Origin of the sequence: Collinsella sp. LCP19S3_B7 (assembly GCF_052121795.1) — a bacterium.
Lineage (GTDB): Bacteria > Actinomycetota > Coriobacteriia > Coriobacteriales > Coriobacteriaceae > Collinsella.
Map to the genome: position 1 here is coordinate 14,049 of NZ_JBQKDO010000014.1, position 14,143 is coordinate 28,191.

Consider the following 14,143-nt stretch of genomic DNA (forward strand, 5'->3'; position numbering starts at 1 on the left):
GCGCGTTAGGACTGTCCATGAAAGCTCTTCCGTTTCCCTGCATCCGCCCGGCTCAGGACCGTGCGCTCGAGGCGCTGCCTGCGATGGACAGCATTCTGAGTAACTACGAAGCCCTGCGCGGTGCGATTGCCGATGGGCTCATGCTCAAGGATCCGGGTGCGGCGTATTACGTGTACGAATGCTCCGGAGAGCCAGGGCGCGTGACGGGCGTTGTGGCAATTTGCCCGGTCGGCGTGCTGACGGGTAGCGACGAGGCCGCCGCCGCGCGCGTCGACGCACTCGCCGCCGCGCGCGCGATCGCCGAGCTCAAGGTGCAGCCGCGCCCCGTGTCGCTCGCCTACGAAGCCTCGCCCGTCATGGATATCATCCTGGGCGCCGCCAAAGAGGGCGCGTCGCTCTATGCCGTCACCGACCCCGCCGGCATTACGCATCGCGTATGGGAAGTCAAGCGCGAGGACGCTGTTGCCGCCATCCGAGCCATGCTCGATCAGGCACCGGAGCCGGCGCCGGCCGATGACCCCGCCTACGCCGCCGCTCTGACCGGGGCGTCGCAGTTGCTGGCCGATGAGGCCCGCGCAGCCGGCACCTACACGGGCAAAGAGCCGTTCAACTTTACCGTGGCCGTGCTGTTCCCCGCCGCGCAGGTCAGCGGCGGCGCGCCGCAGGTTCCGACGGGTCTGCTCACTCACCAGATCGCACGGTTCTAACGGGGCCTAAACGCCCAGCACAAAGACTCGGCAGCTCAACAAGCAAGGGGCGGAGATGCAATGCCCGTGCATGCATCCCCGCCCCTTTCGCATCAAACAATTACGCCGGCGACCCGCATCGCCGCGCCCGCGCTACCCACGCCGCGGGCCCGCTGCCGCCACGAGCGGCTCTAGCCCCAGCTCACGCGCGTAATCCTCCTGCGTAAAGACTTCGACCAGTTCAAACGTATCGGTTGCATCGTCAAACGCAAAGTGCAGTACCGAACAGTTGCCCGGCACGCGCTCGCGCTCGTCGGCCGCCGCCCCCCTAGAGTGGTCCAAAAACTCCTTGATGGCCGAGGCATGGCTCACCGCGAGCACGCACGAATGGTCCGGACGTCGCATAAGATCGGTCAACGTCGTCACCATGCGCTCCCGTACCTGCATCTGGCCCTCACCGCCAAACTGACGATAAAAGTCACGCCACGGACGCTCGGGCATCAGCATCACGCGCTCGGCCTCAAAGTCGCCAAAGAACCACTCGCGCAGGCCATCCAGACGCTCGTAGGCAAGGCCCGGCCACAGGCTGGCGATAGTCTGCTCGGTGCGGTGCAGCGTCGAGGTGTAGGCGTGATCGGGCTCAACGCCACGCGCACGCAAGAACATGCCGGCACGCGCCGCCTGCTCGCAGCCCAACTGCGTGAGCGGCGAATCGCTCCACCCCTGAATAATGCGTTTAAGGTTGAATATTGTCTGTCCATGACGGACCAGATACAGATCTTTGTTCATAGGGGTCCTTTCGTTCGTTATCAATCAAGGAGCGAAAACGCCCCGTCGCAATAGCCAAAATGAAGCACGGCACCGTTGTCGGGCTGCTCTCCCCCGCCGGTCACGCATCTAAGAAACTCCTGGCAGGCAGAGCCATGAGAGACCGCAAGCACACGATCGTGCAGCGGTCGGGCCATAATACGGGACAGCGCCGCGACCATGCGCGCCCGAAGCTCGCCTTCCGACTCGCCACCAAAGGCCACCGGATAATCGCCCCAGGGCTGCGGCGGCATATCGCGATTTGATGTACCCTCCAGCGTGCCCAGGCGCCACTCGCGCAAATCATCGACCGGCTCTATGGGAAGATCCTCGCCAACGATCAGCTCGGCCGTATGGCGCGCCCGACCCAACGGAGACGAATACGCGTGGTCAAAGGAGATGCCGCGCGCCTCAAACGCCGCGCGCGTCGCCAGTGCCTGCTCGCGCCCGCGCTCCGTGAGCGGCGAGTCTTGCCAGCCCTGCAAAATGTTCTGCACGTTAAGCTCGGTCTGCCCATGCCGAACCAAATACAGATCGGACACACGCCCTCCCCTCGCACCACCACAAAGGGGACAGGCACCTTTGTGGTGGTTTGCCGCCGGATCGCGCCGCAACGACGCAACTACACCAGCACGTCGGCAAGCGGACGCTTGGGCACGTGATGCACCTGCGCCTCGTCGCGCCAGTAATTAATTGAACCGTCGGGGTTGGAATCGATCGCGTCGATAACCTGGGTCTCGGCCGGCACGCCAAAAGCCATGATCAGCTTGAGCTCGTACTTGTCGCCGTCGAGCCCCATCGCATCGATCGCGCGGGGCGTAAAGGCCTTGAACATGCAAGCCGCCACCTCGGGCGTTGCGCTGCGCGCGGCGAGCATCATCGTCTGAGCCGCGATGCCCGTGTCGACCTCGGTGATAGGCGCGGCGGGTTTGCCGGGAACGGTGCGCTCGGCAAGAATTGCAATGTAGCCGGTCGGACGCTCGCCCTCGACAGGACCCGGCCAGTCCTTGAGCGCCCCGGCCCATGCAAGCTCGTCAAACACGCGAGCGCAGTCCTCGGCACCGCTCACCACATGAAAACGCAAGCGCTGAGCATTGGCGCCACAGGGGACCAGGTGCGCCAGCTCTGCCAGCTCGAGCAAAAACTCGCGCGGCACGCGCATGGACTCGTCAAAACGGCGGCATGTGCGGGCGCGACGGACCAGCGCATCAAACGCATCCAAGCCAAGCTTTTCGCAACCCTGCTTTGCCATCGACTCGGCGCTCGACGGCACCACGGGAACTGCTTCGTTCATAGGGACCCCCAAAAAGCCAATTGTTCTTAGGAAAATCTAACCTAAAACGCAGGCAATAACGAACAGAGCTGCAATGTTCTACACCTGTTGAATAGAAAATCGCGACGTGGGGAACAACGGAAACAAATCGGGGCCTTTGAGTTGCGTTTCGCCCTCCCCGGCCCATACGCCAGCGCCTTTAGGCGATACTGGTTGTAACGATCGCGGCTTACGCCGCACGGAAAGGAGGCCTCATGGGCATCTTTAAGAATGACGACCGGCAATCGAGTCTGTTTGGATTTGACGAGAAAAGCATGGCAGGCAAGGCTATTAAAGCTGTGCGCTGGATCTACGCCGCCACGGGTGTCATCGCGCTCATCGCCGGCATCGCGCTGCTGTTTGCACCCGCTAAGACCCTCGTCTTTTTGACGACCGTACTGGGCTTCTACTTTGTGATCACGGCTGGCGTCAGGCTGTTCACCGCCATTTTTGAGCCGCTGCTGCCCGCCGGCTGGCGCGTCACGAGCATCCTCGCCAACCTGCTCATCATCTTGGGCGGCGTGGTGATCCTGCGCAACCAGGCGCTTTCGACCGCAACGCTCAGCACGCTTGTGGTGGTCGTGGCCGGCTTTGGCTGGATTGTCGAGGGCATCATGTCAATTCTGGAGTCCGAGCTTTCTTCCAACCGCGCCCTCGCCATCCTGAGCGGCGCGCTCTCCATCATCGCCGGCGTGTTCGTGTTCATCTATCCGCTGTGGTCGGCAAAGATGCTCGTCATCTTTACCGGCGCTGCGCTCCTGGTGTTTGGCGTGACGCTGGTTATTCGTGCTATCCGCTTTGGCAAGCTGGTGCACTAGATGCCGCGAACGCTGTTTATTGATGCCGACGCCTGCCCGGTCACGCGTGAGTCGATCGACTGCGCGCGACGGGCGGGTGTTGCCGTGGTTGTCGCCGGCAACAGCACGCAAAACCTGGAGCGGCACATTCGCCGTGACGACCCGCGCGATGCCGAGCACGCGCGGCGTGGCTTTTGGGTCACAACGCTCGACGTGAGCGTAGGCGCCGATAGCGCCGACTTTGCCATTATCGAGCGTCTGCAGGCAGGCGATGTGGTCGTGACACAGGACATTGGCCTGGCGAGCATGGTGCTCGGTCGCGATGCCGCCGCCATCGGCGTGCGCGGGCGCGTGTACGACAAAGCCACCATCGATATGCAGTTGTTTATTCGTCACGAAGAAAAGAAGGTGCGCCGCGCCGGCGGTCGCACCCGTGGACCGGCAGCCTTCACCAGCGAGGACCGCGCCCGCTTTAAGCGCAACCTCACCGACCTGCTGCGCTAACCAAGGTAGATTTTTGGGACATGCCTAAAAATCTACCTTTTTGCTTTGGCGATTGGCGCGCATCCAACGCCGGTCATGGCGGTAGATGTTTGAGGCATGCCCCAGTTTTTACGGAATACCTCAAACATCTACTTAGAGGCCAAAGGCGGAAAGGATAAGGCCCCAGCCGGCGCCGATGACGTACATCATGACCAGGAACACCGCGTTTTCGCGGGCGCTGCGGTTGGTGCGGAACAGTACCAGGTAACCCACGCCGGCAGAAATGAGCGTGCCGGCGAGCATCGGCGCCAGCTGCAGTGCGCCTTCCAGATACAGCTGCGTAATGACCACGCTCGCCGAGCAGTTGGGAATGAGGCCGACAAGCGCCGAACCCAGGACAGCGAGCGTCTCGTTGCCGCGCAGGAACTGCTCGATCGCGGACTCGCCGAAGGTCTCGAGCACGGCGACAAGGACCAGCGTCACCAGGAAAATGAATACCGAAACCTGTACGGTGTGCGAAATCGCGCTGCGGATAATCGACAGGACGGGCGCGCCTTTGTGTGAGTGGGAGTGACCGTGGTGGTGTTCGTGCTCGCACTCGTGTCCGTGGTCGTGGCCATGTCCGTGGTCGCGGTCGGCCTCGTCTTCATCACAACCGCAATGATCGCGCTCGCACAGCTCATGGATGTGGTCGGCGCTCACGCCCGCCTCGGCCACCTCGTCGATGATGTCACCGCCGCTGTGATCGTCATGCGCGCAGTTAACGTGCGCCGGATTGGCAGCGGTTCCCAACACGGTACGGCGGATCGCCGCATGAGCACGGGCGTTGCGACGCAGGCCGCGAATGGCGGCATCCACGATAAAGCCCGTGACCAGCGCGATCAGCGCCTTCGAAGCCAAAAGCATCGCCATAGTCTGCACGGGAACCTGCTCGGCAAGTAGCAGTGGCAGCATCTCGTCGGAGGTCGAGAGAAACACCGCCACCAGGGTGCCCAACGTCACGACGCGACCGGCGTACAGCGTTGCCGCCATCGCCGAAAAGCCACACTGCGGCACCATGCCCAGCAACGAGCCAACCACGGGACCAGCGGCACCGGCACGCTTGATGGCGCCGTTGACGCGATCGCCCGCCACATGCTCCAGCGTCTCGAGGGCCAGATATGTCACCAACAAGAACGGCACCAGCGAGAGCGTGTCCTTGCCGGCGTCGAGCAAAATATCAATCAGCAAATCCATGACGGATGGAACCTTTCGTGTCTTTCGGCAGCATTGTAAAAGTCCTAGCGGTCAACTAGGGTATTGTAGTTGTCCTAGGCGTGATGCCAATAGTTGCCTGTGGTAAACTATCATCTCGCCACATCTCAATGACCCCGAGCCGCACGACGCGACCCGTCCAAGGAGCAGTATATGAACGTTTCGCAAGCACTCGAATACGAGCGCCAGCCGTTTATCCCCATGTTCATCTATGGCGATCACGCCGCCATGGAGTCCGAGCGTCAAAAAGGCGAAGAGGCCCTCAAGGTGCTCGAGACCGAGTACTTTACCGCCGAGGGCGACCCTGGCTTCGACTTTGCCACCGTGCGCGACCTGGCCGACCGCAACCGCGACCTATGCGACCAGATTGGCGAGGCGCGCCTGCGCAACGTGACGCCCGCGACGCTTTCGCGCGGCCTGTCCGACGCCGATACCTGCGCCGCCATCGGCAAGATGCAAAAGCGCACCGCCGCGTCCGTCATGCGCGAGATCCGCGGCGACCGCGATGCGCTCGGCGTGGCGTACGCCCGCAAGCCCATCCAGGGCACGGTGCTCGGCATCGACATCGAGACCACCGGCCGTGCACCCGAGCGCGGCTACATCATCAACGTGGGCTGGGAGATCATGGAGCTCACCAGCGACGCCGTCCCGCACGACGCCGAGGCACACTACTGCGGCCTGCCCGATATCTACCGCGGCGAAGATGTGCCGCTGTCGAATATCCACCACATCACCTGGGACGACATCGACGGCAAAACGCCCTTCCGCGAGAACAAGGAGCTGCAAAAGCAGCTGCTCAAGCTCATGAAGAAATACCCGTACATGGCGCACAACGCCGCCTTTGAGGACAGCTGGTTCAAGATCCATCTGGACGGCTATGCCGAGGCGCGCCGAGCCGGCAAGATTATCGTCATCGACTCGCGCCAGATCTGCCGCAGCCTGGACGCCGACGTGCGCTCGCTCCCCCGCGAATCCGCACCCGCCGCGCTCGAGAACTGGGCACGCCGTCGCGGCACCCTCGCGCCCGACGCCAACGAGCAGCACCTGGGCCTCGACGACACCGACCTCATGCTCCGGACGGTGCAGGCCGAGTTCAACCTCAAGAACCTGTTTGCCAAGTAGATTGCCAAGCAGAGGCGCCATTCGCGAGCAATACTTGCCGGACCATAGCGCCCCGCGCAAAAGCGACACGCCGAGGCGCCCCTCTCAAGCGACGCAATACGGGTCGATATCCAAGCGGATATCGACCTGTTTTTCGCGCCGTACAACATGGCCCTCCAGCCCCCGATGTCTAGCCGCCGCATAACCAAGGACTTCATCTGCGCATGTTCAAGCCAAATTGCACATTTTTGTTGACGCCGCCTTTGCATCAAAACGATGCTGACCAGCATCAGTTGTGGAGGTCTGCGTAGTCAGCGAGCTGCGACAATGCTCCAAATAGCATCTTTCTCCATCATTGGCGTCAAGCGCTTGGACAGCTTTTGTTATGCCGCGACATTTTACCTTGGCGTTCATTGCGAACCCCGCCGCCTGGTCTGCCATGCTATCTGTATGAGTATCGTGCTTTCACATAACACGGCAAAAGCGGTCTACCAAGCCGCATACTCGGTATCCGCAATTGGCACCGAGCCCTGCAGCCCTGCCAAGATCTACGGGGCGCGCCCCAGCAAGGAGCTGCTCGACTCTGCCGCCGACTGGCTCGCCAGGCACAACGTCGCTCTGGATAACGATGCCCCGCTCGATACAACGGTGTTCGAGCGCGCAAACGTGCGCAGCATGACGGGCTGCAAGTGCCACGTATCATCCAAGCGATTCGCGGGCTCGCGCTTTATCAAGCTTGCCGACGACATCTATATTGTCGGCGTCGAACTCTGTGCGCTTCAGGCCGCAACCTATCTTCCCTTTCGAGAACTTGTGGAGTACTACTTCGAACTGTGCGGAGCCTATTCCCTTGGGCACGATGCCTCGACATCCTATACTGAGCGCTTCGCGCTCACCTCGACTTCGAGCCTTAAACATTTCTTTAACTCCCTCATCGACTGCAAGGGCCTCGAACTTGCCCGAAAAGCCATCCAATGCGTGCGGGACGGATGCCGATCGCCGATGGAAACGGCGTTTGTCATGATGCTCACGCTACCCAGGCGCGAGGGCGGTCTTGGCATTAGCGAGATCGAGACCGACTACGAAGTAAAGGTCACAGCTGCTGCAAAGAATCTCACGCGGCGCGAAAAGTTCTATATGGATGCATATCTCAAGCGGTCCCGAACCGACATCGAATACAACGGATTTCAGCACGATGCCGAAGAAGACCGCGCCATTGACGAAGAGCGCAAGAACGCGCTGGCGTCCATGGGCTACGGAATCATTACCGTCAGTCGCTATTCCTTTATGCACGCCAGCGCCTTCGCCAGGGTTATGGAGGCAATCCAGCGAAAGGAGGGCATTCGCCCATCGCGCCTGCCCAAAGATTTCGCAATCAAGCAAGAAGAGCTGCGACAATTTGTGCTCAGGAGATTTATCGAGGAAAAGAAGCGTATTGAGGAGCTCCTCCGTCAAGACGCAGCGCAGGGTAATGCACTTGAGCTCGAGCGCGCAGTGCTCGAGGGCATCTCGCTGGACGACCCGACGATCAACAATGTCCCGGCCATCGACGACATGCAAGTCATCGAGCTGGATTGCCCGGAGTTCGCCCAAACAAGCACCTCCACACCCGAAGGCAGGGTGTACGGGGCCAGAACAGAGGCGGACTGACAGGGTGGGTACCCCGGCGACGTGCAAAAACGGGAGTTTTCAGCAGAGCCGAGTATCCGAGGGCGGCCGAATTGCCCCATTTTGCACCGAAGCCGCTGTTTTCGATGTAAGTTAGGCAACAGCTGAGGAATATCTATTGCCATTTGCACTCCAGTAAAGCCCTGTGGCGGCAAACGACGCCGTATCATGCAATAAATAACCCCTCGTCGATGCTGAAAACTCCCGTTTTTGCACGTCGCTAGGGTACCCACGTTGGCATCGGCGGCCTTATCAGCACCAACCAATGCCCTTAGCCGCCTCTGGGGCCAATCGACAGCAAAAAATTTCGCAAATTATATTGACATATGAACATGCGCTCATATACTCGGAAGTAAGTTATATGAGCACATGTTCATATGAAAGGATATTGCAATGAGCGAACACGCCGATGAAATAAGGACCGACATCGACACCACCATCGTGCCCGACATCCCCACCACTTGCTCGCCCGAGGACCTTCCCGACGAGGAGCTGCTGTACGACCTTGCCGACTTGTTCAAGGTTTTCAGCGACACCACGCGTATCAAGATCCTCTACGCTCTCATGGGCCGCGAGCTCTGCGTGGCAGACATCGCCGAGGCGACTGCGACCTCGCAGTCCGCGGTGTCGCACCAGCTGCGCACGCTCAAACAGTCGCACCTGGTTAAATTCCGGCGCGACGGGCGCAATATCCTCTACTCGCTCGCCGACGATCATGTCTACACCATGCTCAACCAAGGCATGAGCCACATCTGCGAATAGCGACCAACCACGGTACCAGCGCGGTCTGCACCCAAGCCGCAAATACAGGGAAAGGAACCCATCATGAAAAAGCAGTTCAAGCTCGACGAGATCGACTGCGCCAACTGCGCGCGTAAGCTTCAGGACGAACTCGCCAAGCTCGAGGGCGTCAAATCCGTTTCGGTCAACTTTATGACCCAGAAGCTGACGCTTGAGGCCGACGACGCTGAGTTCGACGAGGTCCTTGATCGCGTCGTGGAGTTCACCGCCGACGCTGAGCCGGACTGCGAGATCATTCTCTAGCCTGCGCATACGCTGATACGCAAGGCCGCGCTTGCCGCGGCCTTTGCTCGCGAAATTACATGAGCGAGTGTTCATACATTCAAATGGAAGGATACGAGTCATGGCAACCGCCGACCCCAAGAAGAAAAAGAAGAAGCGCAAGAAAAAAGAGTCACTCGAGCATAAACGCAACCGCATCCTGGTAGCGCTGGGTATTTTTGTCGTGGTGTACGCCCTCGATGAGCTCGGCGCCCTCACTATCGCATTTGGAGAGCCCGGCAACATCTACGCCAGCTTTGTGCTGTTCCTCGTGCCGTTTTTGATTGCCGGCTACGACGTGCTCCAAAAGGCATTCAGCAACATCCGCCGCGGCAAGGCGTTCGACGAGAGCTTTCTCATGGCCGTCGCGACCATCGGCGCGTTTGCCACGGTGCTCTTCCCCGATACCGACCCGCACATGGCCGAAGGCGCCGCCGTTATGCTGTTCTACCAGGTCGGCGAGCTGTTCCAGGCCTATGCCGTGGGCAAGAGCCGCAAATCGATCAGCGCCATGATGGACATCGCGCCCGATTACGCCAACGTTGAGCAGGCTGACGGCACGCTCGAGCAGGTCTTTCCCGATGACATCGCCGTCGGCACCGTCATTGTCATCAAGCCCGGCGAGCGCGTGCCCATCGACGGCGTTATCGTCGAGGGCGTAACACAGCTCGACACCGCCGCCCTCACCGGCGAGTCAGTCCCCCGTACCGCCAAGACCGGCGACGATATCATAAGCGGCTGCATCAACATGACGGGCCTTATCCGCGTACGCACCACCAAACCCTTTGGCGAGTCCACCGTCGCGCGCGTCCTGGAGCTCGTGGAGAATGCCAGCGAAAAGAAGGCACGCACCGAAAACTTCATCACACGGTTCGCCCGCGTCTACACGCCCGCCGTCACCGGCGCGGCAGCGGTGCTCGCGCTCGGCGGCGGCCTAGTGACCGGTGCTTGGTCCGATTGGATCCTGCGCGGCCTGACCTTCCTCGTCGTCAGCTGCCCGTGCGCACTCGTAATTAGCGTGCCGCTGAGCTTCTTTGGCGGCATCGGCGGCGCGTCCAAGCTGGGAGTTCTCATCAAGGGCTCCAACTACCTCGAGGCGCTCGCCGATGTGGATACCGTCGTCTTCGACAAAACCGGCACGCTCACCAACGGCACGTTCTCGGTCGTCGCGGTGCACCCCGAGGGCGGCTATACCGAGCAATCGCTGCTTGAAGTCGCAGCCCTCGCCGAGTCGTTCTCCGACCACCCCATCGCGCAGTCGGTGCGCGCCGCCTTCCAGGGCCAACTCGACCCCAAGCGTGTATGCGAATCCGCCAACGACGCGGGCCACGGCGTGACGGCGAACATCGACGGCAAGCACGTCGTCGTCGGCAACGCCAAGATGCTCGCCGCGTCCGGCGTTGAAACACCGGACTGTGAGGTCGTCGGCACTATCCTCCATGTGCTGGTCGATGGCGTCTATGCCGGTCACATCGTAATTGCCGACACCGTCAAAGCCGATGCCGAGCAAACGATTCGCGAGCTGCACGCCGCCGGCGTCAAGCGCACCGTCATGCTCACGGGAGACCGCGAGGAAGTGGCCGCCGCCGTGGCCAATCAGCTGGGAGTCGATGAGTTCCACGCGCAGCTTCTGCCAGGAGACAAGGTCGAGCGCGTCGAGGTATTGCTGGCGACCGAATCGGGCAAGGGCAAGCTCGCCTTTGTGGGCGACGGTATCAACGATGCGCCCGTGCTCACCCGTGCCGATGTGGGCATTGCCATGGGCGCCATGGGCTCCGACGCCGCGATTGAGGCCGCCGACGTTGTACTCATGGACGACAAGCCGTCCAACATTTCCCGTGCAATCCGCGTGGCTCGCAAGACCATGACGATTGTTTGGCAGAACATCATCTTTGCACTGGGTATTAAGATGCTGATTCTGGTACTTGCGGCACTGGGCATTGCCAACATGTGGCTCGCCGTGTTCGGCGACGTAGGCGTGGCGATCATCGCCATCCTGAACGCCATGCGCGCGATGGGTGTCAAGAACCTGTAGCATACGTGGCTTTCCGGCCGGGCGACGCGGCACACCACGCGCAAGGGGCGTCCCCAACTGCCGGCAGAAAAGGAACGTCCCCAAGTGCCGAGCCGCAGCTATAGCAGCCCAAAGTGCTTTGCGGCGTTGTAAATTCCGTCGTCGTCCACGGCGGTCGTCACGTAGCTCGCCGCAGCCTTTACCGTGTCTTGCGCGTTGCCCATGGCCACGCTCGTACCCACGGAGGCAAACATCGACAGGTCGTTCTCGCCGTCGCCAAAGGCGATCGCCTCGCTCGCGTCGATACCCAGGCGCTCAAGCGTCGCCGCTACGCCCAGGTCCTTGCCGCCGTCTGCCGGAATAATATCGCAGAACAGGTCGCACCAGCGCGTGGTGAGCGAATGCGACACGGCATCGGTCACTATATGCTCGTCGGCCGGATCCACAAAGGCGCAAAACTGGTAAACCGGCGCATCGAAAGCGTGCTCAAACGGCTCCTCGTGGTAGACGATTCCCGCGTTGTTGCCGGCCGTCACCACGCGCTCGGACAGGCGGTTCACAAACGAGTTCTCGCCCTGCATGCACAGTGAGTCATAGCGCCCCTGCGCCACCTGGTCCACAATCACCGCAACGTCGTCCGGATCAATCGGGCAGCTGCGGTAAATGCCCTCGGCATCAAAGCAGTGCTGGCCCGAAAGCGTAATATACGCATCCCAACCAAGATCGAACAGCCAATCGGGCATCTGGTAGGTCGGACGGCCCGTGGCGATCACGCACGCAATCCCCTGCTCGTGAAAGCTGTCGAGCACTTGCTGCGCCGACGCCGGAATCCGGTGCGTCTTAAAGCTCAATAGCGTGCCGTCGATATCGAAAAACGCGGCTTTGATCATCCTCGTCTACTCCTCGCCCTCGAGCTTCTCGCTTGCCTCGAGCCACGCCATCTCCAGCTCGTCCATAGCGGCGTGAGCCTCGTCGATCTTTGCCTGTTGCTCGCCCAGCGCCGTGTAGTTGGTGGGGTCGACCTGAGCCATCGCGGCCTCGGCCTCCTCCACGCGAGCGCGCTGCGTCTCCATCTTGCGCTCGAGCGAGCTCACCTCGCGGCGGAGCTTCTGGCGCTCGGCGTTGGAAAGGCCATTGGGCTGACCGCTCGCCTTGGGCTTTTCGGCCGCAGCTGCCGCGGCACCGGTGTCAAACGTGCCGGTCTTGGCGCTCGGCGCACCCACGGGCTCGCCCTCGGCGGTGGCGTTGCACAGGCGCAGGTACTGGTCGACGCCGCCGGGCATATGCGTCAGGTGGCCGTCGAGCAGCGCCCACTGCTGGTCGGTCACGCGCTCCATCAAAAAGCGGTCATGCGTTACCAGAATCAACGTGCCGGGCCAACCATCGAGCAGGTCCTCGACAATCGCCAGCATGTCGGTATCCAGGTCGTTGCCGGGCTCGTCCAGGATGAGCACATTGGGCTCGTCCAAGATCGTCAGCAGCAGCGATAGGCGACGGCGCTGTCCGCCCGAAAGATCGCCGATACGACTCCAGAGCTGCTGCGTCGTAAAGCCCAGACGCTCGCAGAGCTTCTCGGGCGAGGTCTCCTTGCCATCGATAACGTAGTACTTCTTGTAGTTGCTGAGCACCTCGCGGATCGTGTCGCCCATGTAGGGCTCGAGCTCCTCGAGCTGCTGCGACAGCACGCCAAAGCGCACCGTCTGGCCAATCTTCACGCGGCCGCGCAGGGGCGCGATCTTGCCCTGAATCACATCGAGCAGTGTGGACTTGCCGGCGCCGTTCTCGCCCAAAAGACCATAGCGGTCGCCCGCACCAATGAGCCAGGTCACGTCGGAGAGCACTTGCTTGGGCGCGCCGTCGGTATCGGCATAGCCGGCGTCCACGTCGACCACGTCGATAACCTGCTTGCCCAGGCGACTCACCGCCAGGCGCTTGAGCTCCAGCTCGTCGCGCACGGGCGGCACGTCGGCGATGAGCTCGCGAGCGGCCTCCACACGAAACTTGGGCTTGGTGGAGCGCGCCTGTGCGCCGCGGCTCAGCCACGCGAGCTCCTTGCGCGCCATGTTGCGACGGCGCTCCTCGGTAACGGCGGCCATGCGGTCGCGCTCTACGCGCTGAAGGATATACGCGGAGTAGCCGCCCTCGAAGGGATCGACCTGGCCGTCGTGGACCTCCCACATGCTGGTGCAGACCTCGTCCAAGAACCAACGGTCGTGCGTGACCACGAGCATGGCGCCCTGGCCGCGCTGCCAGCGGGCCTTTAAGTGGCGCGCGAGCCAGTTGATGGTGCGCATGTCCAGGTGGTTGGTGGGCTCGTCGAGCATGAGCACATCGTAGTCGCCGATCAGCAGGCGCGCGAGGTCCACGCGGCGGCGCTGACCGCCCGAAAGCTCGCCCACCGTGCCCTCCCAGGGCACATCGCTAATAAGGCCGGCCAGGATCTGGCGCGTACGCGGGCTCGAGGCCCATTCGTACTCGGGCGTGTCGCCGACGACGGCATGATGCACGGTGTCGGTATCGACCAGATTGTCCTTTTGGCCGAGCAATCCGATCGTCGTGTCGCGGCGATGCGTCACGCGGCCGTCGTCGGGCTCCAGTGTGCCGGCGAGCACACTCAGCAGCGTCGACTTGCCGTCGCCGTTTTTACCGACGATGCCAATGCGGTCGCCCTCGTCCACGCCAAGCGTCACGCTATCGAAAATATGCTTGGTGGGAAACTCTAGGCTGACGGAATCGCATCCCAAAAGAATCGCCATATGCCCTGCTCCTTTGTAGAAATTCAACGTTGTCCATGATAGCAGCGAGCCCCACCCCAAAACCTACCAAAAAGGGACAGGTTTATTTTGGCAGGTTTTATCTGGGCAAACGTCAGTGTAGTCCAAGGGCACTCCGTGGTAAAACGTTAAACCTGCCAAAATAAACCTGTCCCTTTTTGGTAGGTCGACGGCCGCACACGACA

General features: G+C 61.5%; 14 protein-coding genes. 8 read left to right on the forward strand and 6 right to left on the reverse strand.

From position 1 onward, the window contains the following. Positions 1-17: 17 nt before the first annotated feature. Complete coding sequence (locus ACTQW0_RS06755) at positions 18-707, forward strand: DUF1015 family protein (RefSeq protein WP_441567471.1); 690 nt, start codon at positions 18-20, stop codon at positions 705-707. Between the two features lie 132 nt (positions 708-839). Here ACTQW0_RS06755 and ACTQW0_RS06760 read toward each other — a convergent pair whose 3' ends face one another. The 3 genes from ACTQW0_RS06760 to ACTQW0_RS06770 form a co-directional block, all read right to left on the reverse strand. Then, positions 840-1,475 (reverse strand): histidine phosphatase family protein, encoded by a 636-nt coding sequence (locus tag ACTQW0_RS06760; protein WP_441048236.1) that lies wholly within the window; start codon positions 1,473-1,475, stop codon positions 840-842. A gap of 20 nt (positions 1,476-1,495) precedes the next feature. Continuing rightward, on the reverse strand, positions 1,496-2,035 hold the full coding sequence (locus tag ACTQW0_RS06765) for a histidine phosphatase family protein (RefSeq protein ID WP_441567473.1): 540 nt from the start codon (positions 2,033-2,035) through the stop codon (positions 1,496-1,498). Positions 2,036-2,115: 80 nt separating this feature from the next. Further along, positions 2,116-2,787: a nitroreductase family protein gene (locus tag ACTQW0_RS06770; RefSeq protein WP_441567475.1), complete on the reverse strand. Its 672-nt coding sequence runs from the start codon at positions 2,785-2,787 to the stop codon at positions 2,116-2,118. Positions 2,788-3,020: 233 nt separating this feature from the next. Between ACTQW0_RS06770 and ACTQW0_RS06775 the strand changes: the two genes are divergently transcribed. After that, positions 3,021-3,623, forward strand: a complete 603-nt coding sequence (locus tag ACTQW0_RS06775) for an HdeD family acid-resistance protein (protein WP_441547739.1) — start codon at positions 3,021-3,023, stop codon at positions 3,621-3,623. Continuing rightward, positions 3,624-4,106, forward strand: a complete 483-nt coding sequence (locus ACTQW0_RS06780) for a YaiI/YqxD family protein (protein WP_154515742.1) — start codon at positions 3,624-3,626, stop codon at positions 4,104-4,106. A gap of 132 nt (positions 4,107-4,238) precedes the next feature. Here ACTQW0_RS06780 and ACTQW0_RS06785 read toward each other — a convergent pair whose 3' ends face one another. Further along, a complete protein-coding gene (locus ACTQW0_RS06785) occupies positions 4,239-5,321 on the reverse strand; it encodes a putative manganese transporter (RefSeq protein WP_441567477.1) in 1,083 nt (360 codons plus the stop codon). Positions 5,322-5,492: 171 nt separating this feature from the next. On the opposite strand from ACTQW0_RS06785, the gene ACTQW0_RS06790 reads away from it, so the two are divergent. The 5 genes from ACTQW0_RS06790 (at position 5,493) to ACTQW0_RS06810 (ending at position 11,205) form a co-directional block, all read left to right on the forward strand. Further along, positions 5,493-6,461 carry a 3'-5' exonuclease gene (locus tag ACTQW0_RS06790; RefSeq protein WP_441048241.1) on the forward strand — a complete coding sequence of 323 codons (969 nt, stop codon included), beginning with the start codon at positions 5,493-5,495 and terminating at the stop codon, positions 6,459-6,461. Positions 6,462-6,899: 438 nt separating this feature from the next. Further along, entirely contained in the window at positions 6,900-8,090 is a 1,191-nt protein-coding gene (locus ACTQW0_RS06795) for a hypothetical protein (protein WP_147347836.1), read from the forward strand. A 411-nt stretch (positions 8,091-8,501) separates the two neighbouring features. Beyond that, positions 8,502-8,870: an ArsR/SmtB family transcription factor gene (locus ACTQW0_RS06800; RefSeq protein ID WP_117794534.1), complete on the forward strand. Its 369-nt coding sequence runs from the start codon at positions 8,502-8,504 to the stop codon at positions 8,868-8,870. Positions 8,871-8,933: 63 nt separating this feature from the next. Then, a complete protein-coding gene (locus ACTQW0_RS06805) occupies positions 8,934-9,152 on the forward strand; it encodes a cation transporter (RefSeq protein ID WP_195363207.1) in 219 nt (72 codons plus the stop codon). A 100-nt stretch (positions 9,153-9,252) separates the two neighbouring features. Beyond that, a complete protein-coding gene (locus ACTQW0_RS06810) occupies positions 9,253-11,205 on the forward strand; it encodes a heavy metal translocating P-type ATPase (RefSeq protein WP_441567479.1) in 1,953 nt (650 codons plus the stop codon). A gap of 98 nt (positions 11,206-11,303) precedes the next feature. On the opposite strand, the gene ACTQW0_RS06815 is transcribed toward ACTQW0_RS06810, so the two are convergent. Together ACTQW0_RS06815 and ACTQW0_RS06820 are read right to left on the reverse strand one after the other, a co-directional pair. Further along, positions 11,304-12,074: a Cof-type HAD-IIB family hydrolase gene (locus ACTQW0_RS06815; protein WP_441567481.1), complete on the reverse strand. Its 771-nt coding sequence runs from the start codon at positions 12,072-12,074 to the stop codon at positions 11,304-11,306. A gap of 6 nt (positions 12,075-12,080) precedes the next feature. Further along, complete coding sequence (locus ACTQW0_RS06820; RefSeq protein WP_427794612.1) at positions 12,081-13,940, reverse strand: ABC-F family ATP-binding cassette domain-containing protein; 1,860 nt, start codon at positions 13,938-13,940, stop codon at positions 12,081-12,083. Positions 13,941-14,143: the final 203 nt, after the last annotated feature.